20 protein-coding genes are annotated in these 22,724 nt (G+C 71.6%); 8 read left to right on the top strand and 12 right to left on the bottom strand.

Features of this window, described 5'->3' with window-relative positions; all coding sequences use genetic code 11:
- Positions 1 to 64 precede the first annotated feature (64 nt).
- Complete coding sequence (locus tag ACFZCY_RS31785) at positions 65 to 982, top strand: LysR family transcriptional regulator (protein WP_391180964.1); 918 nt, start codon at positions 65 to 67, stop codon at positions 980 to 982.
- On the opposite strand, the gene ACFZCY_RS31780 is transcribed toward ACFZCY_RS31785, so the two are convergent.
- The gene (locus ACFZCY_RS31780) at positions 979 to 1,569 is read right to left on the bottom strand and encodes a YqgE/AlgH family protein (RefSeq protein ID WP_055555530.1); all 591 of its coding nucleotides are present in this window, start codon (positions 1,567 to 1,569) and stop codon (positions 979 to 981) included. The genes ACFZCY_RS31785 and ACFZCY_RS31780 overlap by 4 nt on opposite strands.
- A 240-nt stretch (positions 1,570 to 1,809) precedes the next feature.
- Here ACFZCY_RS31780 and murA point away from each other — a divergent pair, with 240 nt between their 5' ends.
- Positions 1,810 to 3,153 (top strand): UDP-N-acetylglucosamine 1-carboxyvinyltransferase, encoded by a 1,344-nt coding sequence (murA, locus tag ACFZCY_RS31775; RefSeq protein WP_391180962.1) that lies wholly within the window; start codon positions 1,810 to 1,812, stop codon positions 3,151 to 3,153.
- A gap of 352 nt (positions 3,154 to 3,505) precedes the next feature.
- Here murA and ACFZCY_RS31770 read toward each other — a convergent pair whose 3' ends face one another.
- Both ACFZCY_RS31770 and ACFZCY_RS31765 read right to left on the bottom strand, forming a co-directional pair.
- Positions 3,506 to 3,787, bottom strand: coding sequence for an HU family DNA-binding protein (locus ACFZCY_RS31770; protein ID WP_009717479.1), 282 nt, complete (start codon positions 3,785 to 3,787; stop codon positions 3,506 to 3,508).
- 255 nt (positions 3,788 to 4,042) lie between these two features.
- Entirely contained in the window at positions 4,043 to 5,464 is a 1,422-nt protein-coding gene (locus ACFZCY_RS31765; protein ID WP_391180960.1) for a malic enzyme-like NAD(P)-binding protein, read from the bottom strand.
- 285 nt (positions 5,465 to 5,749) lie between these two features.
- Between ACFZCY_RS31765 and ACFZCY_RS31760 the strand changes: the two genes are divergently transcribed.
- On the top strand, positions 5,750 to 5,956 hold the full coding sequence (locus tag ACFZCY_RS31760; RefSeq protein ID WP_055555416.1) for a cold-shock protein: 207 nt from the start codon (positions 5,750 to 5,752) through the stop codon (positions 5,954 to 5,956).
- Positions 5,957 to 6,154: 198 nt separating this feature from the next.
- Here ACFZCY_RS31760 and ACFZCY_RS31755 read toward each other — a convergent pair whose 3' ends face one another.
- The 6 genes from ACFZCY_RS31755 to ACFZCY_RS31730 form a co-directional block, all read right to left on the bottom strand.
- Entirely contained in the window at positions 6,155 to 8,629 is a 2,475-nt protein-coding gene (locus ACFZCY_RS31755) for a UvrD-helicase domain-containing protein (RefSeq protein WP_391180958.1), read from the bottom strand.
- A 61-nt stretch (positions 8,630 to 8,690) separates the two neighbouring features.
- Positions 8,691 to 9,464 carry a zf-HC2 domain-containing protein gene (locus tag ACFZCY_RS31750; RefSeq protein WP_391180955.1) on the bottom strand — a complete coding sequence of 258 codons (774 nt, stop codon included), beginning with the start codon at positions 9,462 to 9,464 and terminating at the stop codon, positions 8,691 to 8,693.
- On the bottom strand, positions 9,461 to 9,949 hold the full coding sequence (locus ACFZCY_RS31745; protein ID WP_391181306.1) for a sigma-70 family RNA polymerase sigma factor: 489 nt from the start codon (positions 9,947 to 9,949) through the stop codon (positions 9,461 to 9,463). Before ACFZCY_RS31745 ends, ACFZCY_RS31750 begins: the two co-directional genes overlap by 4 nt.
- A gap of 265 nt (positions 9,950 to 10,214) precedes the next feature.
- Complete coding sequence (locus tag ACFZCY_RS31740; protein ID WP_391180952.1) at positions 10,215 to 10,841, bottom strand: ABATE domain-containing protein; 627 nt, start codon at positions 10,839 to 10,841, stop codon at positions 10,215 to 10,217.
- A 352-nt stretch (positions 10,842 to 11,193) separates the two neighbouring features.
- Positions 11,194 to 12,333: a uroporphyrinogen-III synthase gene (locus ACFZCY_RS31735; protein ID WP_391180950.1), complete on the bottom strand. Its 1,140-nt coding sequence runs from the start codon at positions 12,331 to 12,333 to the stop codon at positions 11,194 to 11,196.
- A 170-nt stretch (positions 12,334 to 12,503) separates the two neighbouring features.
- Positions 12,504 to 13,898, bottom strand: a complete 1,395-nt coding sequence (locus ACFZCY_RS31730) for an MFS transporter (protein ID WP_391180946.1) — start codon at positions 13,896 to 13,898, stop codon at positions 12,504 to 12,506.
- Positions 13,899 to 14,167: 269 nt separating this feature from the next.
- Between ACFZCY_RS31730 and ACFZCY_RS31725 the strand changes: the two genes are divergently transcribed.
- From ACFZCY_RS31725 to yicI, 4 genes are read left to right on the top strand one after another with little or no spacing between them, the layout of a single operon-like run.
- A complete protein-coding gene (locus tag ACFZCY_RS31725; RefSeq protein WP_391180944.1) occupies positions 14,168 to 15,472 on the top strand; it encodes an extracellular solute-binding protein in 1,305 nt (434 codons plus the stop codon).
- Positions 15,469 to 16,365 carry an ABC transporter permease subunit gene (locus ACFZCY_RS31720; protein ID WP_391180940.1) on the top strand — a complete coding sequence of 299 codons (897 nt, stop codon included), beginning with the start codon at positions 15,469 to 15,471 and terminating at the stop codon, positions 16,363 to 16,365. The genes ACFZCY_RS31725 and ACFZCY_RS31720 overlap by 4 nt, the downstream gene beginning before the upstream one ends.
- 53 nt (positions 16,366 to 16,418) lie before the next feature.
- Positions 16,419 to 17,183 (top strand): ABC transporter permease subunit, encoded by a 765-nt coding sequence (locus ACFZCY_RS31715; protein ID WP_391181303.1) that lies wholly within the window; start codon positions 16,419 to 16,421, stop codon positions 17,181 to 17,183.
- A gap of 15 nt (positions 17,184 to 17,198) precedes the next feature.
- On the top strand, positions 17,199 to 19,487 hold the full coding sequence (gene yicI / locus ACFZCY_RS31710; protein ID WP_391180938.1) for an alpha-xylosidase: 2,289 nt from the start codon (positions 17,199 to 17,201) through the stop codon (positions 19,485 to 19,487).
- Here the strand turns inward: yicI and dacB are convergent.
- Positions 19,468 to 21,030: a D-alanyl-D-alanine carboxypeptidase/D-alanyl-D-alanine-endopeptidase gene (gene dacB, locus ACFZCY_RS31705; protein ID WP_391180936.1), complete on the bottom strand. Its 1,563-nt coding sequence runs from the start codon at positions 21,028 to 21,030 to the stop codon at positions 19,468 to 19,470. The two genes, yicI and dacB, sit on opposite strands and share 20 nt — an antisense overlap.
- Before the next feature lie 106 nt (positions 21,031 to 21,136).
- On the opposite strand from dacB, the gene ACFZCY_RS31700 reads away from it, so the two are divergent.
- The gene (locus ACFZCY_RS31700; RefSeq protein WP_391180933.1) at positions 21,137 to 21,595 is read left to right on the top strand and encodes a DUF3592 domain-containing protein; all 459 of its coding nucleotides are present in this window, start codon (positions 21,137 to 21,139) and stop codon (positions 21,593 to 21,595) included.
- A gap of 9 nt (positions 21,596 to 21,604) precedes the next feature.
- Here the strand turns inward: ACFZCY_RS31700 and ACFZCY_RS31695 are convergent, their stop codons facing one another.
- Both ACFZCY_RS31695 and ACFZCY_RS31690 read right to left on the bottom strand, forming a co-directional pair.
- Positions 21,605 to 22,039: a glutaredoxin domain-containing protein gene (locus ACFZCY_RS31695; RefSeq protein WP_391180931.1), complete on the bottom strand. Its 435-nt coding sequence runs from the start codon at positions 22,037 to 22,039 to the stop codon at positions 21,605 to 21,607.
- A 3-nt stretch (positions 22,040 to 22,042) separates the two neighbouring features.
- On the bottom strand, positions 22,043 to 22,687 hold the full coding sequence (locus tag ACFZCY_RS31690; RefSeq protein ID WP_391180929.1) for a TetR family transcriptional regulator: 645 nt from the start codon (positions 22,685 to 22,687) through the stop codon (positions 22,043 to 22,045).
- Positions 22,688 to 22,724 lie beyond the last annotated feature (37 nt).

The raw sequence follows: 22,724 nt of genomic DNA, 5'->3' as shown, positions 1-22,724 counted from the left end.
AAACGTAGGCAGTCTCCGGTTGGCCGGGGAAATGCCGTCCGGGACCGACCTATGCTCAATCGGCATGAGTGCATGGGACAGTGATCGGGACAGGGACAGTGATCGGGACAGCGAACGGGACATCGACGCCCTCCGGCTGCGTCAGCTGCGCGCCTTCCTCGCGGTCGCCGAGGAGCGCAACTTCACCCACGCCGCCGACCGGCTCGGCATCGGCCAGCCCGCGCTGACCCGTACCGTCCGGGCGCTGGAGGAGACCGTGGGCGCGCGGCTGCTGGAGCGCACCACCCGCCGCGTCGCCCTCACCGAGGACGGCCGGGCCCTGTACGCGGACCTCGGCCCGCTGCTGGCCCGGCTGGACGACGCGCTGCGCGCGGTGGGCGGCCGGGCCATGCTGCGGCTCGGCTTCACCTCGCTGCTGCCCGACCGCTGCGCCGCGCTCACCAGCGCCTTCGAGGCCGCCACCGGCGCCGGGGTGCGCCTGGTGCGCCGCGACGCGCCGCTGGCCGGGCTGCGGGCCGGGGCGTGCGACGTCGCGGTCGTACGGGGTGAGGCGCCGCTCGGCGACGAGGTGCGCTCCCGGGTGCTGCTGCGCGAGGCGCGGGTGGCCGCGGTGGCGCGTACGGCGGCGGACGGGCTCGCGGCGGTCGCCCGCAGGCGGGTGCTGGACTGGGCCGAACTGGCGCGGTTCCCGCTGGTGGTGAACACGGTCAGCGGCACCACCCGGCCCGAGCTGTGGCCCGAGGACCACCGGCCGCGACTGGCGTGCACCGCGGACAACTTCGACGAGTGGCTGGAGGCCGTCGCAGCGGGCCACGGCATCGGCGTGGTGTCCGAGGCCGCGGCACAGCGCCACAGCCACCCCGGGATCCGGTTCCTGCGGCTCAAGAACGCGCCGCCGGTCACCGTACGGCTGGCCATCCCGGCCCGCGGCCCGCACCCCCTGGCGGAGCGCTTCTTCGCGATGGCCCTGGCCGGGAGCTAGTTGAGCGAGGGATCGTCCGGGTACGTCGCGACCATCGCCAGCTCGCTGCGCTGACGGCGCAGCACCGCCCGCCACAGCCGCTCCGGGGAGGGCGACGACACGTCCCCCGGCTCCGACTCCACCACGTACCACGCGCCCTCGGACAGCTCGTCCTCCAGCTGCCCCGGGCCCCATCCCGCGTACCCCGCGAAGATCCGCAACGATCCCACCGCGGCCGCCAGCAGTTCCGGCGGCGCCTCCAGGTCCACCAGGCCGATCGCCCCGTGCACCCTGCGCCAGCCGAGTGGCCCGGCGTCCTCGCCGCGCGCCGGGGACCGGCCCGCCTCCCCCGGCACCACGGCCACGCCCAGCGCCGAGTCCAGCGACACCGGACCGCCCTGGAAGACCACGCCCGGTTCACCGGCCAGCTCGGCCCAGGACTCCAGGATGTCCCCGACGCCCACGGGGGTCGGCCGGTTCAGGACCACGCCGAGGGAGCCCTCCTCGTCGTGGTCGAGGAGCAGCACCACCGCGCGGTCGAAATTCGGGTCAGCAAGCGCCGGTGTCGCGACAAGCAGCCGTCCTGTGAGGGAGGACACCTCGGTCATGGCCACATGATCCCGCATATCCGGTCCGGACGGGGAGTGGAAGACGAGACCCGTATGAGAGCAGGTCGGGGCGTACGACAGCAGGAGCGGCGCACGTGACGGTCGGTTTCGGGGACGGAACGGAGTGTGGCGCGACGCATACCGATCCATTTCGTGGGTGCAACAGCCTTACGGGGGCGGCCTCGAAGGCGTTTAGTCTTGCCTTTTGGCCCCTTGCCCGTCTCAGGAACGCGAGACCAGATGACCCGCTCGAACGATGTCCTGCTCGTCCATGGCGGCACCCCGCTGGAGGGCGAGATCAATGTCCGCGGCGCGAAGAACCTCGTGCCGAAGGCCATGGTCGCCGCCCTGCTCGGCAGTGCGCCGAGCCGACTGCGCAACGTCCCCGACATCCGCGATGTGCGGGTGGTGCGCGGGCTGCTGCAGCTGCACGGTGTGACGGTGCGCCCCGGCGACGAGTCCGGTGAGCTGGTGCTCGACCCCACCCATGTGGAGAGCGCCAATGTCGCCGACATCGACGCGCACGCCGGCTCTTCGCGCATCCCGATCCTCTTCTGCGGTCCGCTGCTGCACCGCCTCGGCCACGCCTTCATCCCGGGCCTGGGCGGCTGCGACATCGGCGGCCGGCCGATCGACTTCCACTTCGACGTGCTGCGCCAGTTCGGCGCGACGATCGAGAAGCGCGCGGACGGCCAGTACCTGGAGGCTCCGCACCGGCTGCGGGGTACGAAGATCAGGCTGCCGTACCCGTCGGTGGGCTCCACCGAGCAGGTGCTGCTCACGGCGGTGCTCGCCGAGGGTGTGACGGAACTCTCCAACGCGGCCGTCGAACCGGAGATCGAGGACCTCATCTGCGTGCTGCAGAAGATGGGCGCCATCATCTCCATGGACACCGACCGGACGATCCGGATCACCGGTGTCGACAAACTCGGCGGCTACAACCACCGCGCCCTCCCGGACCGCCTCGAGGCCGCCTCCTGGGCGAGCGCGGCGCTGGCGACCGAGGGCAGCGTCTACGTACGCGGCGCCCGCCAGCGCGAGATGATGACCTTCCTGAACACCTTCCGCAAGGTCGGTGGCGCCTTCGACATCGGCGACGAGGGCATACGGTTCTGGCACCCGGGCGGCAAGCTCAACGCGATCGCCCTGGAGACCGACGTCCACCCCGGCTTCCAGACCGACTGGCAGCAGCCGCTGGTGGTGGCGCTGACCCAGGCCTCGGGCCTGTCCATCGTCCACGAGACGGTGTACGAGTCGCGGCTGGGCTTCACCTCCGCGCTGAACCAGATGGGCGCGCACATCCAGCTCTACCGCGAGTGCCTGGGCGGCTCGGCGTGCCGCTTCGGCCAGCGGAACTTCCTGCACTCCGCGGTCGTGTCGGGCCCGACCCGGCTCCAGGGCTCCGACCTGGTCATCCCCGACCTGCGCGGCGGCTTCTCGTACCTGATCGCGGCCCTCGCCGCGCAGGGCACGTCCCGGGTCCACGGCATCGACCTGATCAACCGGGGCTACGAGAACTTCATGCACAAGCTGGTCGAGCTGGGCGCCAAGGTGGAGCTCCCGGGCGACGCCGACGCCGTGTAACGCCACCCGCCCCTCCCCGAAACCGGGGCACCACCCCTGGGCCCGGCGCGCCGGGCGGCGTAGCCGCCGCGACCGGGGCGCGGGCGTGGCCGGGCACCCCCCTGGGCCCCCGGCGCCTCCGGCGCGCGGGCGGGGTGCGTGGGGGCTCAGGCCCGCGGGGCCGCGTCTGCCGCTTCTGGCCCCGCCACGGCGTGGCTGGGGGCGGGGGAGACGGGGCGCGTGGGGGCTGAGCGGGGGTGATGGGCCCTGAGGGGCCGCGTAAGGCGTCTGAGGCGACTCAGCGGGCCGTGGAGGACGGCGAAGGGCGGCCACCCGCACCGGGTGGCCGCCCCACTATGTGTCGCCAGGCGTCTTACTTGCCCTTGGCGGCTTCCTTCAGCTTGGAGCCCGCGGAGACCTTCACGCTGTAGCCGGCCGGGATCTCGATCGGCTCACCGGTCTGCGGGTTGCGCGCGGTGCGAGCGGCACGGTGCGTGCGCTCGAAGGTCAGGAAGCCGGGGATGGTGACCTTCTCGTCGCCCTTGGCGACGACCTCGCCGGTCACCTCGGCCAGGGCCGCCAGAACGGCGTCGGCGTCCTTGCGGGTCACCTCGGCGCGCTCGGACAGAGCGGCCACCAGCTCACTGCGGTTCATGTTGTACTCCCGTGTTCATCTTGCCATTAGGCGTGAGATCGAAGCCGATGCTGCCAGGGCCCTCGGACAGTCCCCGGACCCGGGTCTGCTGTTTCAGACCCTCGCGCCCGGAACGCATCCTGCCCCCACCTGTGGCGGGAAAGCCAATCCGGAACCCCGGAGAGTCACACGAAAAGCGCCGTGGCGGTCGTTTTCCTGCCCGCCACCCTATGGCGGCCCCAGGTAGCCCAAGGGCCGCGACGCGCCGTGCCCGGCTCAGACCGCGGTGGTCCCGGTCACAGGCTTCGCCGCTTCACGCACGGCTCCGGCGACCGCTCCCGCGACCTTGTCGTTGAAGACGCTCGGAATGATGTAGTTGGCATTCAGTTCGTCGTCGTGGACGACATCCGCGAGCGCACCCGCCGCGGCCAGCATCATGTCGGTGTTCACCGTACGGGACTGGGCGTCCAGGAGGCCACGGAAGACACCCGGGAAGACCAGCACGTTGTTGATCTGGTTCGGGAAGTCCGAGCGGCCGGTGGCCACCACAGCCGCCGTCTGGCGGGCGATCGCCGGGTCCACCTCGGGGTCCGGGTTGGCCAGCGCGAAGACGATCGCGTCGTCCGCCATCGCCGCCACATCCTCGCCGGAGAGCACGTTCGGGGCCGACACACCGATGAAGACGTCCGCGCCCCGCACAGCCTCACGCAGCGTGCCCGTGACACCGTCGGGGTTGGTGTTGTCCGCGATCCACCGCAGCGGGGAGTCCGGGTCCGCCGAGACCAGGTCCTCGCGGCCGGAGTGGACCACGCCGTGGATGTCGGCGACGACCGCGTGCCGCACCCCGGCGGCGCTCAGCAGCTTCAGGATCGCGGTGCCCGCCGCGCCCGCGCCGGACATCACCACCCGCACGTCCTCGATCTTCTTGCCCACCACCCGCAGCGCGTTGGTCAGCGCAGCGAGCACCACGATCGCGGTGCCGTGCTGGTCGTCGTGGAAGACCGGGATGTCCACCGCCTCGCGCAGCCGCGCCTCGATCTCGAAGCAGCGGGGGGCGGAGATGTCCTCCAGGTTGATGCCCGCGAAGCCCGGGGCGATGGCCTTGACGATCTCCACGATGGCGTCGCTGTCCTGGGTGTCCAGGCAGATCGGCCAGGCGTCGATCCCGGCGAAGCGCTTGAACAGCGCCGCCTTGCCCTCCATGACCGGCAGTGCGGCCTTGGGGCCGATGTTGCCCAGGCCCAGCACCGCGGAGCCGTCGGTGACGACCGCGACGCTGTTGCGCTTGATCGTCAGCCGCCGGGCGTCCTCGGGGTTGTCCGCGATCGCCTGGCACACCCGCGCCACACCCGGGGTGTAGACCATGGACAGGTCGTCACGGTTGCGGATGGGGTGCTTGGACGACATCTCGATCTTGCCGCCGAGGTGCATCAGGAACGTACGGTCGGAGACCTTGCCCAGCGAGATGCCCTCGATACCGCGCAGCTTCTCCACGATCTCATCGGCGTGCGCGGTCGAGCTCGCCGCGATGGTGACGTCGATACGGAGCTTCTCGTGGCCGGAAGCGGTCACATCGAGGCCGGTGACGGAGCCACCGGAGGACTCCACGGCCGTGGTCAGCTGGCTGACCGCGGTACCGCTCGCGGGGACCTCCAGCCGGACCGTCATCGAGTACGAGACGCTGGGCGCCGTTGCCATGACCGTCTTCCTCTGCTTTCCCTTGAACCAGGTGTGCCGGGCCCGAGATGGCCGGGCCACATCCTCAGATGGTTGCACCTACCTTCTGGTACGAGGTAACCCGGCCCGACTTTCGGACATATTGTTCTGACATACCAGGGGTGGGGTCAGCCGAGTGGAAAGCCCCACTCCTTCGCGGGAACGCCGGGCGAGGCGGACCGTTCCCGCAGCGCACGCCCCTAGGCTCTGGCGCGCACAGCGCCGAACGACGTCCACCGGCGTCGAGGAACACAAGGAGCAGCGGGCATGGCTCAGGGCACCGTCAAATGGTTCAACGCCGAGAAGGGCTACGGCTTCATCGCCCAGGAGGGCGGCGGGCCGGACGTCTTCGTCCACTACAGCTCGATCAACGGCAACGGCTACCGCAGCCTTGCCGACGACCAGCGGGTCGAATTCCAGATCGTGCAGGGCCGCAAGGGGCCACAAGCCGAAGAGGTCCGCGTCCTCAGCTGAGAACGCGGACCTCTTCGCCATGACGTTGTAGGTGGCACCGACCCGCCATGCTCGCCTCGCGGCAAGTGGTCGCTCGTAGCGACGATGGTTGGGCCCGGGGGCTTGGATCGAGCCGGTGCCACAGCAAGGCTAACAAACCATCCCCGGAAGCGATTCCCCGTCGGAGGGGCCGTTTTCGTTCCGTCCCCCAGTCGTCCCTCAGTCGGCCCTCAGCAGGTCCGGGACGCCCTCCCGGTCCGGGTCGTCGCGCTCGCCCGGGACGACCGTCAGCCGCTGGGTCGCCCGGGTGAGCGCCACGTACAGCACCCGCAGCCCGGCCGGTGACTCGTCGGCGATCTCGGCGGGCGAGACCACCAGCGTCGCGTCGTACTCCAGCCCCTTGGCCTCCAGGCTGCCCAGCGCCACCACCCGGTCGCCGAGCCCGGCCAGCCAGCGGCGGGCCCGTTCGCGGCGGCCCATGGCGACGACGACGCCGACCGTGCCGTCCACCTCGTCCAGCAGCCGGGCCGCCTCGGCGCGGACATGGCTGCCCAGGTCGCCGTCCGCGTGCGCCGGGAGCGGCGCGAACCGCGGTACGGCGCCGGTCGATCGGACCGCGCGGGGCGCGGGGGTGCCGGGCATCGCGAGCGCCAGGACCCTGGCGGCCAGTTCGGCGATCTCCGCCGGGTTGCGGTAGTTGACGGTGAGGGTGAAGCGGCGGCGCGGGCGGGTGCCCAGCGCCTCGTCGCGGGCCTCGGCCGCCTCGTCCGGGTCGGACCAGGAGGACTGGGCCGGATCGCCGACCACCGTCCAGGTGGCGTGGCGGCCGCGCCGCCCCACCATCCGCCACTGCATGGGCGTCAGGTCCTGGGCCTCGTCGACGATGACGTGCGCGTAGTCGGTGCGCTCCTGCTCCGCCCGGTCCGCGCGGCCGCGCCGGGGCGTGGTGCGGTCGGCGAAGGTGGTCAGCTCGTCCAGCCCGGTGAGCTGGTCCAGCGGATCGGCCTCGCGGGGTTTCGCCGGGCGGGCCGGGGCGCCCAGGATGGTGTGCAGCTCGTCCAGCAGCGCCACGTCGTGCACCGACAGCGGGCCCTGTCCGTCCGGGCCCAGCCGGGCCAGGGAGCGGGCCACCAGACGGGCCTCGCGCGGGTTCAGCACCCGCCGTGACCAGCGGCCCAGCCGCTTCTCGTCGGCCATCGCGGCGAGCACCGAGCGCGGGGTCAGCTCGGGCCACCAGGCGTCCAGGAAGCCGGTGAACGCGTCCTCGCCGGAGATGTCCTCGTCGAAGCCCTCGCGCGCCTCGGCGGCCAGTTCGGGGTCCGTGTAGCGGCGCGGGCCGCCCGTACGGGCCCACAGCGCGTCCAGCAGCAGCCGGCGGGCGCGCGGGCGCAGCAGGTTGACGGGCGCGGTGCCGCCCAGCACGTTCTGCCGGATGCGGCGCAGCTCGTCGGCGCCCAGCTCGACGCGGGCGCCGAAGGCGACGACCCGCAGGCGCTCGGGCGGCCCGCCGGGTCTCTCGCCTCTGCCGGGCGCGTCGGATGCCGTCAGGGCCACGTCGTCCAGGGTGAGCTGGCCGTCGTCGGCGGGCGCCGGGCCCGCGGGGGCGCGGGACGGCAGCTCCAGGGCGCCGCGGGCCGCCTTGCGCAGGACCTTCATCATGCGCGAGGAGCCCTTGATCCGGGCCACGGCCGGTTCGTCGTACGTGGTGGCCTCGGCGCCCTCGACCAGAGAGCCGACCGCGCGGATCGCCACCTGGCCCTCCTCGCCCAGCGAGGGCAGCACGCCCTCGGTGTACGCGACGAGCAGCGGGGTGGGGCTGACGACCAGGATGCCGCCCGCGTACCGCCTGCGGTCCTGGTAGAGCAGATACGCCGCGCGGTGCAGCGCGACCGCGGTCTTGCCGGTGCCGGGGCCGCCCTCGACCTCGGTGACGGAGGCGGCGGGGGCGCGGATCACCAGGTCCTGTTCGGCCTGGATGGAGGCGACGATGTCGCGCATGGTGTGGCCGCGGGCCTGGCCGAGCGCGGCCATCAGCGCGCCGTCGCCGACCACCGGCAGCACCTCGCCGCCGAGGGTCGCGATCAGCTCGGGGCGCATCAGGTCGTCCTCGACGCCGAGCACCCGGCGGCCCTTGCTGCGGATCACGCGGCGGCGGACGACCCGGCCGGGGGCGACCGGGGTGGAGCGGTAGAAGGGGGCGGCGGCGGGGGCCCGCCAGTCGATCACCAGCGGCGAGTAGTCGGCGTCCAGCACCCCGATGCGGCCGATGTGCAGGGTCTCCGCGATCTCCGCGCGGTCCCCGTCCGCGCCCGGCCGGATGGCGTCGTCGGCGGGTTCCACGGAGGTGTACGCCCCGTCGGGGCCGCGCTCGCCGTCCTTGCCGAGGAGCAGATCGATGCGGCCGAAGAGGAAGTCCTCGAACTCGCTGTTCAGCCGGTTGAGGTGCACCCCGGCCCGGAACACCTGTGCGTCGCGCTCGGCGAGTGCGCCCGGCGTGCCGACCTGTCCGCGTTTGGCGGCGTCGTCCATGAGGAACTCCGCCTCGTGGATCTTCTCCTCCAAGCGGCGGTACACGCGGTCCAGATGGGTCTGTTCGATCCGGATCTCACGGTCCCGGACCCCGTCCCCGCCGTCATGCGGCGGGGCCGTCCGGCTGACGTGCGTGACGTTCTGCGTGGCGTTCTGCGCGGCCACCCAAGCCCCCTTCTGTGTACATAGGGCAGCCGTCAACCGTACACCCACCCGTACGCGCGACTCAGATATTGACCTCGGCCAGCCGCTGGCCATCGAGGGTGCGGACCTCGAAGCGGGCGATGTCGCTCTGGTTCATCGCCGCGCCGCCCTGCGCGTACAGCGGCTCCTTGTTCCAGCGGGAGCCGTCGCCGTCCTTGATCCCGTAGCCCGCGCCGGGCACGGCCCACGTCGTGACGGTCTCCTCGTGACCGTCCTTGCCGATGGCGATCAGATCGCAGCTCTTGGGCCCCTTGACGTTGCCCAGCTTGAACGCGATGGCGGTGCCCCAGCCCTTCGGGGTGAGCGAGACCGAGGCGTCCACCTTGGTCTCGGGGTCCACCGAGCTGTACTTCTTGCCCTGGTCGTAGGCCGCCCGCGCCGGGTTGGCCGCGGCGACCGGGGGGTTCGTGCCGCCACCGCCCTCGTCGGACCCCGAGGTGAGCGCCGCGCCCACGAACGGGCCGCCGACGATCAGGATGCCCGCCGCGGCGACGAGGAAGAGCCGCCTGCGGCCCTTCGTACGGCGGCTCGCCGTCACCTCGCCGAGCAGCCGGCCCAGCAGCTCGGGCCCGGGGCGGGCGGTGAGGGTGGCGGGGTCGGGAACGGCCGTGCCGTCCGCGTTGGTCGCGTAGTCCGCCAGCAGCGGGGGGATGCCCATCAGCCCGTCCAGCTCTGCCGCACACCGGTCGCACCCGATCAGGTGCTCCTCGAAACGCGCCGCGTCGGCCGCGTCGAGGACGCCGAGCGCATAGGCGCCGACGGCGGTGTGCTGCTGGTCGTCCGCTGTCGGCATCATGCCGTGACCCCCCGTTCCTCAAGTGAGAGCTTGAGGGCACGCATCGCGTAGAAAACCCGGGATCGTACGGTCCCGGGCGGCACGCGCAGCACTTCCGCAGCCTCACTCACCGTCCGTCCCTTGAAGTATGTCTCGACGAGCGCCTCTCTGTGCGCATCGGACAGGTCATTCAGGGCATCGGAAATGGTCATCTGGCGCAGCGCCCGGTCTATGTCATCCGCTGCGGGCATGACATGCAGGGGGGCCGCGTCGACCTCATGGGGGCGGGCACGGCGGCTTCGGTGGCCGTCGATGACGATGCGGCGAGCCACGGTTACCAGCCACGGGCGTACGGAACCGCCGCTGCGCTGCAACTGGTCGGCATTGCGCCACGCCCGTAAAAGCGTCTCCTGAACCACGTCCTCGGCGCGGTGCCGGTCGCCTGCGACCAGGCGCAGGACGAAGGCGAGAAGCGGGCCCGCATGCTCCGCATAGAGCGCGCGCATCAGCGCGTCGTCCGGTGTCGTCCTCTCGGTCACGAGGGCATCTTTGCGTACGCAAGCCGCTGGGTCGAGGGGCGTACGGGCTGGAATGATCCGCAGTTCATTCACAACCCTGTGACATTCCTCCCACTTCCGCGGTGAACATTTGCCGGGCCACGGCACGTACTTGAGGCCGAGAACCCGGCGCCGGGCGGGCGTCGGCCACCATAAAGGGCTCCCTCCCCAAACCCCGCCCCGCAGGCCCCGGTCCCCCCATCCGGGGCCTGCGTCATGTCTGAAACTCGTTCATGTTTTGCTCGTGCTTTGGGTTTAGACGGCGGCGATGGCGTGCCACGCGCTCCCGATTGCCGCACACCTCGCTGGAACACCAGCGGCGGCGCCGGCCCCGCGAGGTGTCCAGGTACACCAGCGAGCAGCTCTCCCCCTCGCAGCGCCGCAGCTGCCCGCGCGCGACGGGGTCGGTGAGCAGCGCGACGGCGTCGCGGGCGACCTGGGCCAGCAGCGCCCCGCAGTCGGGGGCGGCGGCGAGCCGGGCGACGAGGGTGCCGTCGGTGGCGCGTACGGCCCGTACGGCGGGCGGGGCGGTGGCGGCGAGCGCGTTCACCCGCTCCAGGTCCGGCCCCGCCGCCCTGCCCTCCACCTCCATGTGCACGATGCGGTGGAGGAGGTCGCGGGCGGCCCGGAAGCGGGTGAGCCAGGTGGTGTCGACGGCGTCGAGGACTTCGCGGGCCGTGCCGTGCGGGATGAGTCCGGTGCCGAGGAGCCACGCCCTGAGGGGTTCGACGCCGTCGAGGCGTTCCACGGGGGTCTCGCTGAGGCGTCCGTCGACGGTGGCCACCAGGTCCAGGCAGATCCGCCCGGCGTCGAACCGCAGGGCGAAGGCGTCCGCCGCCATGTTCCTGTCACCTCCAGGGTGTGCTCCCCCCAGGGTGCCCGTCCGGGGCGCGCCCCGGTACCCCGCCGCCAGTGGGGGCTCGCGCTTTGTTCCCCACCCCGCCCCTCCCCGAACCGGGGGCAAGCCCCCGGGCCCCGGGTGGGGGCTCCGCCCCCACACCCCCGCTCCTCAAACGCCGGAGGGGCTGGGAGGTACTGCCCGGAGGGGCTGGGAGGTGACCTGGTTGTGGGCAATCGTTCCGCAGGGCGGAACGGGTGGGCCCAAGCCGACCACCGGCCCGCACCCGGAAACGAAACGCCAGGGGCACAACCCACCCACCGGCCCGCGCCCGGGAGCGAAGGCCCAGGTAGGGCTACGCGTCCGCCGCGGCGTCCAGCGCCAGCCGGTAGCCCCGCTTGACCACCGTCTGGATCAGCTTCGGCGATCCGAGCGCCGCGCGCAGGCGGGCCATCGCCGTCTCCACGGCGTGCTCGTCGCGGCCCGCCCCCGGCAGCACCTTCAGCAGTTCGGCGCGGGCCACGACCCAGCCCGGGTGCCGGGCCAGGGCACGCAGCAGGGCCATCCCGGCGGGCGGTACTGTGCGCAGCTCGCCGTCCACGACCACCGCGTGGCCGCGGATCTCCAGCCGTCGCCCGGCGACCGACAACGGGCGGACCCGGCCGGGCAGCTCGGCGGTCAGCAGCTGCACGAGCGGCCCGAGCCGGAAGCGTTCGGGCTGACTGGTGGGGACGTCCTGGGCCTCCAGCGGCAGCGCGGTGACGGGCCCGACGCACGCGGGCAGCACATCGTGGCGCAGCGCGTCGAGCAGGTCCTCGCGCATGCCCCGCCGCTCCGCCCGGTCCAGCAGGCTCGCGGCGGCGGGGGCGCTGGTGAAGGTGATGGCGTCCACGGCGCGGGCGACCGTGGCGTCCAGCAGCCGGTCGACGGGGCCGATGTCCTCCGGTGGCATCCACCGGTAGACCGGCACGCCGACCACCTCCGCGCCCCCGGCGCGCAGCGACTCGACGAAGCCGGGCAGCGGTTCGCCATGCAGCTGGACGGCGATGCGGCGGCCGTCGACGCCCTCCTCCAGCAGCCGGTCGAGCAACTCGGCCATCGATTCGGAGGCCGGGGACCACTTCTCGGTGAGCCCGGCGGCCCGTACGGCACCGCGCACCTTGGGCCCGCGGGCCAGGAGTTCGACGTCGCGCAGCCGGTTCAGCAGGGCGTCGCCGAGCCCCCAGCCGTCGGCGGCCTCGACCCAGCCGCGGAAGCCGATGGCGGTGGTGGCGACCACCACATCGGGGGCGTGGTCGATCAGCCGCTTGGTGGCGGTGAGCAGTTCGGAGTCGTCGGAGAGCGGTACGATCCGCAGCGCCGGCGCGTGCAGGACTGCCGCGCCGCGCCGCAGCAGCAGGGCGCCGAGTTCATCGGCGCGGCGCGCGGCGGTGACGCCGACGGTGAACCCCGCGAGGGGTCCGACGGTCGTCGCCTGTTGGTGGTCTCGCTGCATGTGGCTCTGGCTCTCGGCTCTCGTCCCGGTTCACTGTCGTATGCGCGCCTTGGGGTGAGTCGTCATCCTGACGCGGTCCCGTGTCGGACGCGGTTCCGGCACGTTTCCCGGGTGTAACGGGGCGTACGGTCACGGGCACCCTCCGACCGTACGCCTCCGCGACGGATGGCTCACACGTCCGCGTAGGCGGGCTGCGGCGCGGCCTGCGCCTCCGGCGCACCGGCCCCCGCGGGCCGGGCCGCCGCCGGGGTGCGGCGAAGGTACACGACCCAGGTGACCGCCGAGCACAGGGCGTAGAAGGCGAGGAAGGAGACGAAGGCCGGGGTGCCGGAGTGGGCGCTGCCGAAGGACTCCCGGAAGGCCAGGTTGATGCCGAGGCCGCCGAGCGCGCCGACCGCCCCGATCAGCCCCATCGCCGCGCCGGACAGCCGCCGCCCGTAGGCCGCGGCCTCCTCGCCGGTGAGCCCTCGCGCCGCGGCCTTGGCCTGGAAGATGCCGGGGATCATCTTGAACGTGGAGCCGTTGCCGAGCCCGCTGAGGACGAACAGGGCGATGAAGCCGGTGAGGAAGACGGGCAGCGAGCGCTGCGCGGAGGCGTAGACGACCACGAGCGTCGCGGCGGCCATCCCGCCGAAGTTCCACAGGGTGATCCGCGCACCGCCGTACGTGTCGGCCAGCCGCCCGCCCACGGGGCGGATGAGGGAGCCGAGCAGCGGGCCGATGAAGGTGAGCGAGGCGGCCTGCAGCGGGGTGCGGTCGAACTGGTTCTGCAGCACCAGGCCGAAGGCGAAGCTGTAGCCGATGAACGAGCCGAAGGTGCCGATGTAGAGCAGCGACATGATCCAGGTGTGGGCGTCCCGGGCCGCCTCCCGGGCCGCCCCGGTGTCGTTCTTCACCGGCGCGAGGTTGTCCATGAAGAGCGCCGCGAGCACCCCCGCGACCACGATCAGCGGGAGGTAGACGGCCAGCACGATCCGCGGGTGGGAGGCCCCGGCCGTGCCGATGACGAGCAGGCCGATCAGCTGGATGACCGGCACGCCGATGTTGCCGCCGCCCGCGTTGAGCCCGAGCGCCCAGCCCTTTTTGCGCAGCGGGTAGAAGGAGTTGATGTTGGTCATGGAGGACGCGAAGTTCCCGCCGCCGACCCCGGTGAGCGCCGCGACCACCAGGAACGTGGTGTACGAGGTGCCGGGCTCCATCACCACGGCCGCCACCACCGACGGCACCAGCAGCATCGCGGCGCTGATGATCGTCCAGTTGCGTCCGCCGAAGCGGGCCACGGCGAAGGTGTACGGGACCCGCAGCACCCCGCCGACCAGGGTGGGCATCGCGACCAGGAAGAACTTCCCGGCCGGGTCGACCCCGTACTCCGGCCCCATGAACAGCACCATCACCGACCACAGGCTCCAGATGGAGAAGCCGATGTGCTCGGACAGGATGGAGAAGACCAGGTTCCGGGTCGCTATCCGCTCCCCCTTCTCGCGCCAGAACGTCTCGTCCTCCGGGTCCCACTCCTCGATCCAGCGGCCCCCCTTACGGGCGGCGGTGGTGGTCGGGGCAGTCATCGCGCCTCCACAGTGCTCGGTGTCGCTGCCCGACGCTAGGCACAGCGGATTTCCGGCCCGTGGCGCCAGGTGACCGGCACGAAACCTTGCTCTCACCCGCGGGGGCGGGGTGCGGTGAGGCCGCGGGGCCCGCCGGAATCACGGGCTTCCCCACCATTTTGTCAACGCCATTGACATACCTCTCCGCGCACACCTATACCTCTGCCCATCGAAGCGCTTCGACGAACGTTGCACGTGCACATTCCTCCCAACCCTCCCGGAGGCAGTGGATGTTGACGGCACGGAAACGGACGACACGAACGGGGGCCGTCATCGCGGCCGCGCTCGCTGGGGCCCTGGTCCTGGCGGGGTGCGGGGGCGGTGGGGACGAGGCCGGGGACGGCAAGACGCTCACGTTATGGCATTACGAGGCGCCCAATGGCGCCATGGGCGCGGCCTGGAAGCAGGCGATCGAGGAGTTCAAGAAGAGCCATCCGGGCGTCACGGTGAAGTTCGAGGAGAAGGGCTTCGAACAGATCCAGAAGACCGCCTCGATGGTGCTGGGATCGGACAGCGCGCCCGACCTCATGGAGTACAACAAGGGCAACGCCACCACCGGGCTGCTCTCCAAGCAGGGGCTGCTCACCGACCTCTCCCCGGAGGTCACCAAGCGCGGCTGGGACAAACCGCTCAGCGCGGGGGTGCGCACCACCAGCCGGTACGACGAGCGGGGCGTGATGGGCTCCGGCAAGTGGTTCGGGGTGCCGAACTACGCCGAGTACACGATGGTCTACTTCAACAAGACCCTCTTCGAGAAGCACAAGGTGAAGGTCCCGACCACCTTCGCCGAGTTCACCGCCGCGCTGAAGGCGTTCAAGGACAAGGGCGTCACCCCGCTCGCGAGCGCGGGCGCCGAATACCCCGCCCAGCAGTACGTGTACCAGCTGGCCCTGTCCAAGGCCGACCGCTCGTGGGTGGACGCGTACGAGCAGTACAAGGGCAAGCCCGACTTCCACGACGCCGCCTGGACCTACGGCGCCACCACCTTCGCCGACTGGGTGAAGAAGGGTTGGATCGCGAAGAGTTCGAGCGGCACCAAGGCCGAGGACGCGGGCGCGGCGTTCATCGCGGGGAAGTACCCGATGTTCTTCTCCGGCAGCTGGTGGTTCGGCCGCTTCAAGTCGGAGATCAAGGACGAGTGGGGCACGTTCCCCTTCCCCGGTTCGAAGCTGACGCTCGGCTCCGGCGGCAATCTGTGGGTCGTCCCCAAGGGCGCGAAGAACAAGCAGCTCGCGTACGACTTCATCGACATCACGATGAAGAAGGGCATCCAGAACACCCTGGGCAACAAGGGCGGCGTGCCCGTGGCCGCCGATCCGGCCGCGATCACCGACCCCAAGGCCAAGAGTCTGATCCAGGACTTCACCGCCTACTCCGACCGCGGCGGCCTCGCCTTCTACCCGGACTGGCCGGTGCCCGGCTTCTACGACACCCTCGTCTCCGAGACCCAGAAGCTGATGACGGGCGACTCGAAGCCCGGCGCCTATCTGGACGCGCTGGAGAAGGCGTACGAGGCGGGCGCGCCGAAGGGATGAACCGGCAGCGCGAGTATCCGTACACGCTCTTCCTGATCCCCGGCGCGCTGGCCTTCCTGGCCGTCATCGTCGTGCCGTTCCTGATGAACACCGGGATCAGCTTCACCCACTGGCAGGGCGTCGGCACCCCGGAGTGGGCCGGTCTGGACAACTACCGGGACCTGCTGGACGACGACGCCTTCTGGGAGTCCTTCCGGCACAGCCTCGCCATGGTGGTGGCGATGGCCGCGATCCCGACCGCGCTCGGTCTGGTGCTGGCCGCCGCGCTGTTCGACTTCGTCGGCAAGCACTTCGGCAGCCGCACCGCGAGCGTGCTGCGCGCCTGCTTCTACCTCCCGCAGGTGCTGCCGATCGCGGTGGCGGGCATCGTGTGGAGCTGGATCCTGGCCCCCGAGAGCGGCGCCCTCAACGTTTCTCTGAAGGCGGTGGGCCTCGGCTCGCTGCGCCACGACTGGCTGGGCGACCCGGACCTCGCGCTGTACAGCGTGATGGGCGTGATGGTCTGGGTCCAGCTGGGCTTTCCGCTGGTGGTGTTCATGGCGGGGCTGCAGCGCGTCGATCCGGCGCTGTACGAGGCGGCCGAGCTGGACGGCGCCTCGTGGTGGCGGCGGTTCTGGCATGTGACGCTGCCGCAGATCCGCCCGGAGATCTCCGTGGTGCTGCTGTGGTGCACGATCGCCGCGCTCAAGGTGTTCGGCGCGGTGTATGTGCTCACCAAGGGCGGCCCGGGCGGGGCGACCAATGTCCCCTCGTACTTCTCCTTCCAGTCGTTCTTCGAGAAGACGCAGGTCGGCTACGGCTCCGCGGTCTCGACCGTGCTCACCGTGATCATCCTGGCGCTGGCCCTGGTCGCCCTGCGCCTCCAGACGAGGGCGGAGGACCAGGAGCGGTGAGGGCCGTGAAGCGATATCCGGTGCTGGCGGCGCTGATCGTGGCGGCCGTCCTGATGGTGCTGCCGTTCCTGGTGGTCGCCCTCAACGCGGTGAAGTCGCCCGCCGAGTACTCCGCGAACGGGCCGCTGAGCCTGCCGAAGGGGCTCTATCTGGACGGGATCGAGGACTTCTGGAAACGGGTCGACTTCGGGCAGAAGCTGGTCAACTCCGTACTGATCTCGGGCTCGGTGGCGGTCGGCGCCGCCGTGCTGTCCGTGCTCAACGCGTACGCCATCGGCATCGGCCGGGTGAAGGGCCGCCCCTGGGTGCTGGCCTTCTTCGTGCTGGCGAACATGCTGCCGCAGGAGGCGCTGGTCTACCCCGTCTACTACCTGTCGAAGGAGGTGGGGCTGTACGACACCCGGCTGAGCGTGATCCTCGTCTTCACCGTGATCCAGGCCGCGTTCGGCACGTATCTGTTCTCCTCCGTCCTCGGTGCCTTCCCCAGGGAGATCATCGAGGCGGCCCGGATCGACGGCGCGAACAAGTGGCAGGTGCTGTGGCGGGTGGTGGTGCCGGTCAGCCGCCCGACCATCGGGGTGCTGCTGGTGTTCTTCTTCATCTGGACCTGGAACGAGTTCCTGCTGCCGCTGGTGATGCTGATCTCCAACGACAACCAGACGGTGTCGGTCGCCCTCGGCGTCCTCCAGGGCCAGCGGCTGATGGACGCCACCATGACCAACGCGGCCGCCCTGCTCGGCGTGGTCCCCGCGATCATCTTCTTCCTGATCTTCCAGCGGACCCTGACCCGTGGCATCGCCGCGGGCGCGGTCAAGTGACGAGGAGCGCCGCCCATGAAGTTCAGCGACGGCTACTGGCTGCTGCGCGAGGGCGTCACCGCCGGGTACCCGACCGGGGTCCTGGACGTGGAGACCGGCCCCGGCAGCCTCACCGTGCACGCCCCCACCCATCCGGTCCGCCGCCGCGGCGACCTCCTCAAGGGCCCGGTCCTCACCCTGACCTGCACCGCGCCGATGCCCGGCGTGATCGGGGTCCGGCTCACCCACTTCGCGGGCGGGGTCGACCGGGGCCCGTCGTTCGAGCCGGCAGGGGAGGACGGCACCGCCGAGGTGGACTGCGACGAGGACGAGGCCCGGCTCACCTCCGGCGCCCTCACCGTACGCATCGCCCGCACCGGCCCCTGGCGGGTCGCCTTCGAGGCGGCGGGACGCACGCTCACCGGCAGCGGGCCCAAGGACATGGGCATCATGGAGACCGCCGACGGCCACCACTATCTGCGCGAGCGGCTGACCCTGCGCGTCGGCACCTCCGCGTACGGCCTCGGCGAGCGCTTCGGCCCGCTGGTGAAGAACGGCCAGACCGTCGACATCTGGAACGCCGACGGCGGCACCGCCACCGAACAGGCCTACAAGAACGTCCCCTTCTACCTCACCGACGCGGGCTACGGCGTCTTCGTCGACCACCCCGGCAAGGTGTCCTTCGAGGTCGGCTCGGAGGCGGTCTCCCGCATCCAGTTCAGCGCCGAGTGCCAGGAGCTGACGTACTACGTCATCCACGGGCCGACGCCGAAGGAGATCCTCCGGAAATACACCGCCCTCACCGGCCGCCCCGCGCTGCCGCCCGCCTGGTCCTTCGGGCTGTGGCTGTCCACCTCCTTCACCACCTCCTACGACGAGGAGACCGTCACCGGCTTCGTGGCCGGGATGGCGGAGCGCGACCTGCCGCTGTCCGTCTTCCACTTCGACTGCTTCTGGATGCGCGAGCACCACTGGTGCGACTTCACCTGGGATCCACAGGTCTTCCCCGACCCGGCGGGCATGCTGCGGCGGCTGCGCGACCGGGGCCTGCGCGTCTGCGTATGGATCAACCCGTACATCGCGCAGCGCTCCCCGCTCTTCGCCGAGGGCAAGGCGGCCGGTCATCTCCTGAAGCGGCCGGACGGCTCGGTGTGGCAGTGGGACCTGTGGCAGCCCGGCATGGCCCTGGTCGACTTCACCAGCCCCGCCGCGCGGGCCTGGTACGCCGGGAAGCTGACCGCGCTGCTCGACATGGGCGTGGACTGCTTCAAGACCGACTTCGGCGAGCGGGTGCCGTTGGACGTGGTGTACGCGGACGGCTCCGACCCGGAGCGTATGCACAACTACTACACCCACCTCTACAACCGCACCGTCTTCGAGGCGCTGCGCGAGCGGCGGGGCGAGCGCGAGGCCGTCGTCTTCGCGCGCTCCGCGACCGCGGGCGGTCAGCGGTTCCCGGTGCACTGGGGCGGCGACTGCGAGTCCACGTACGAGGCGATGGCCGAGTCGCTGCGCGGCGGGCTGTCCCTCGGGCTGTCCGGCTTCGGTTTCTGGAGCCATGACATCGGCGGCTTCGAGGGCACCCCCGACCCCGCGCTCTTCAAGCGGTGGATCGCCTTCGGGCTGCTGTCCTCGCACAGCAGGCTGCACGGCTCGTCCTCGTACCGCGTGCCGTGGCACTTCGACGAGGAGTCGGTCGCGGTGCTGCGCTTCTTCACCCGGCTGAAGCTGCGGCTGATGCCGTATCTGTACGAGGCGGCGCGCCAGGCGCACGGCGAGGGCCTGCCCGTGATGCGCGCCATGGTCCTCGAATTCCCCGGCGACCCGGGGTGCGCGGGTCTGGAGCGGCAGTACATGCTCGGCGGGGATCTGCTGGTCGCGCCGGTCTTCGACGACGAGGGCGAGGTCGCGTACTACGTCCCGGAGGGCACCTGGACCCAGGTGCTGAGCGGCCGGACCGTGCGCGGCCCGCGCTGGGTGCGCGAGCGGCACGGCTTCCTGAGCGTGCCGCTGCTGGCCCGGCCGGGATCGGTGATCCCGTTCGGCGCGGCGTACGACCGGCCGGACGCGGACTGGGCGGACGGCGTCACGCTGCGGGTGTACGAACCCTCCGCCCTGCCCGGCACCGGGGTCACGGTGCGGGTCCCGGCCCCGGACGGCTCGACGGCCGTCGCGTTCACCGTCGTACGGGACGGGGACACCCTGCGCGCCGAGGCGGATCGGGCACCGGGGCCGTGGCGTGTGGAGGTGGTGGGCGGGCCGTCCGCCGACGCGGAGGCGGGGACGGCCGCCCTCACGCTGGAGCTCAGCAGCGCCGGGGCTTGACCCAGGAGCACTCCAGGTCCGCTGTCCGTGCGCCCCTCACGGCGCGGGGCCGCACCGCCCCGGTGCGGCCCTCGCCGGACTTCGCCAGCGTCACCACGATCGCGTCCTCCAGGCTCTTCACCGACGGCGCGAGGTAGTTGTTGAGCACGATGCTGTAGACCAGCTCCCGGCCGTCCGCGTCGGTGACGTACCCGGAGAGCGCGGAGGCGCCGGTCAGGGAGCCGGTCTTGCCGCGCGCGTTGCCCGCCGCCGGGGTGCCGCACATGCGCGAGCGCAGCGTGCCGCCGACGAAGCGGTCCGGGGCGCAGGCCACCGGCAGCGAGCCGTACCAGTCCGGGTACCAGGGCTGCTGACGGACCGACAGCAGCAGCTCGGTGAGCTGCCCGGCCGCGATGTTGTCCATCCGGGACAGCCCCGAGCCGTCCACCTGGAACATCGCCCCGGTATCCACGCCCTGCTTCTTCAGCCAGTCGGCGATCGCGGCCAGGCCCGCGCTCCAGGTGCCCCGGCCCGCCGTCTCGTAGCCGATGGCCTTGGTGAGCACTTCGGCGTGGATGTTGTTCGACAGCTTCATGAACGGGATCAGCAGCTTCTTGAGCGGCATCGACCGGTGCGAAGCGATCGTGCGCGCATCCGCCGGTGTGCCCTCCCCAAGCCGAGTGGCCCTTCCCACCCGTACGCCGTGCCTGTCGAGCGCATCGGCGAACACGGCCGCGGCATACCCGGTGGGCTCCCAGACGCTGACCCACTCCTTGGCGGTCTGCGCCCCGGCCGCGATGGCGCCACTGACGGTGATCGTGTTGCTGCCGTGCCGCCGCTCGATGGTGAGACCGCCGCTGCCGGTGGTCGCCCGGTTGTCGATACGTACATACGCGGTCTTGGGCGTGACCGTGACCTTCGGCCGCTCCCCCGTGGCGGCACCGGGCGCGACCTCCACGATGACGCTGCCCGCGTCGTAGTCGGTGTCGGGGGCGACGGTGAGCGGGGAGATCTGCGCCGCGTAGTACGAGGACTCGTCGTCGGCCGCCCAGGAGCGGCCCGCGCGCTGCGCGTCGAACCGGGTGTCGTCGGCGATCAGCCGCCCGGTGACCCGGGTGATCCCCGCGTCGGCGACGTCCTTGGCCAGGCGGTCGTAGTCCTTCGCGAGCAGGGTCGGATCACCGGTCCCCCGAAGATACAGATCCCCACGCAGCGTCCGCCCGTGGCGGGTCCCCTCGCCCAGGACATCGGTCCCGAACGTGTGGTCGGGACCGAGCAGCCCCATGGCGGCGGCCGAGGTGAACAGCTTGGTGTTGGAGGCGGGCATCAGCCGGTCGTCGGCCCGGTGCCGGTACAGGATGTCGCCGGAGTCGGCGTCGGCCACCACCACCCCGGCGGCCCCGCCCCTCAGCAGGGGGTCGGCGAGAATGCGGTCGACCGCCTCGCCGAGCCCGGCACGCGAGGCGTCGGCCCCGGCCGGGGAACTCCAGGTGAGGGTAAAGACCAGCCCGATGACGAGGGGCCAGCTCCAGGCACGCGCACGACGGTTCACAGGTCTCCTCATGCGACGGCAGGATCCCGCACCCCGTCACTTCGCGACAGAGCGCCCGGAGGTGACAACCTGGGTTCCGGATCGGGGGATACCGAACACGACGAGAGGCGAACCACCAATGGGCATGCCCGGAGCCGATCTGCTGTGCATCGCGATCGGCCTGTTCCTCTACGCATACGCCCTGCGCGACGCCCGGCTGGTGTGGCGGCTGCGCCGCGAGGGAGTCCGTACGGAGGGGCTGGTGGTCGCCAACGTGGACCACCAGGCCCGGAACCAGAACCGGAAGCAGAACCAGAACCTGAAGCAGAAGCAGAAGCAGAAGCAGAACCGGAATACGATCCCGACACCGGTCATCCAGTTCCACGACCGTCAGGGCCACGAGGTGGAGTTCACGACCGCGATCCAGGGCATCGGCCTGGGGCTGGCGACCGGCCGGAGGGTGGAGGTGATGTACCTCCCGGGCGAGTCGCAGAAGGCCCGGGTATGGATGCGGCGCCAGCTGGTGGGCCCGGCGCTGGGCATGATCCTGGGCGGCACGCTCTTCCTCGGCTTCGGCCTGCTGGTCGCCCTCAGCTGACGCCAGCCGTCAGATCCCGCCGGAGAGCTGTTCGCGCACCCATCCAGGATCGGGGTTGGTGTGCGGCTGGCCCGCCACGACGACCGTGGGCACAGTCTCGTTGCCGTCGTTGGCCACCCGCACCGCCGCCGCTCCCTGCGGGTCGCGCCAGATGTCGACCCAATGCGCCCGGCGGGCGCGGCGGCCCAGCCGGGTGCGCAGCCGGACGCAGTACGCGCAGCCCGGCCGCCAGTAGACGACGGGCCGTCCGTCGGCCGCGCTGCGGCGCTGTGCCTCCAGCGCGCCGATCGACCTCGGGAAGACCAGCGGCGAGTTCACGCCCGCGAGCAGCACGAACCCCAGCAGGAGCACTGCGGCCCCACCGGGATTCCCCCGGAAGGCCAGCGCGGTCGCGAGGCCGGAACCGCAGAGCACCAGCAGCACCGGCAGGGTCCACGCGCGCATCGGTCAGCCCTCCACGGACATCGTGAGGCTGCCCGGCAGGGCGGCGACGGCCTCCCGGAGGCGTACGGCCAAGTCCCGCGTGGCCGGGGGCGCGGCACTGCCCGCCCGGGCCACCCAGCCCGCGACGGCGCAGTGGTGCGCGGCGATCAGCATGTCCACGGCCAGTCGGGGCCGTACGTCGCCCGGCGCCCCGACCCCGAACCGGCGGTGCAGGATCTCCAGCGCCCGCTGGGTCGCGGCCTCGCAGAACTGCAGTCCGTGCGCCGCCATCGAGGGGGTCCGCTCGGCCAGTCGGCGGCTGAGCAGGACCCGGCGGGCCCAGCCCTCGTCGTCCATGCGGTCCAACGCGGCCAGCAGCGCGTCCCGCCCCAGCTCCACCAGCGTCCGTGGGCCCGGCTCCACGCTCTCCAGCTCCTCCAGGAAGGCCCGCCACAGGTCCTGGTCGGCGGCCATGGCGACGTCTTCCTTGCCGGTGAAGTACCGGAAGAAGGTGCGCTTGGAGACCTCCACCTCCTCGCACAGCTCATCCAGCGTGACACCGCCGAAGCCGCGCTCGGTGAACAGCTCCAGTGCGGTGTCGATCAGCGCCTGACGGGTGCGCCGCTTCTTGCGTTCGCGCAGCGACGGGGTGGGGGCGGCGGCAGTCACGACGACGAGTCTAACGCGAACGCGAATGCCACTTGCA

This window comes from Streptomyces sp. NPDC007983, assembly GCF_042958345.1.
Lineage (GTDB): Bacteria > Actinomycetota > Actinomycetes > Streptomycetales > Streptomycetaceae > Streptomyces.
This window is presented reverse-complemented; position numbering and strand designations above follow the sequence as displayed.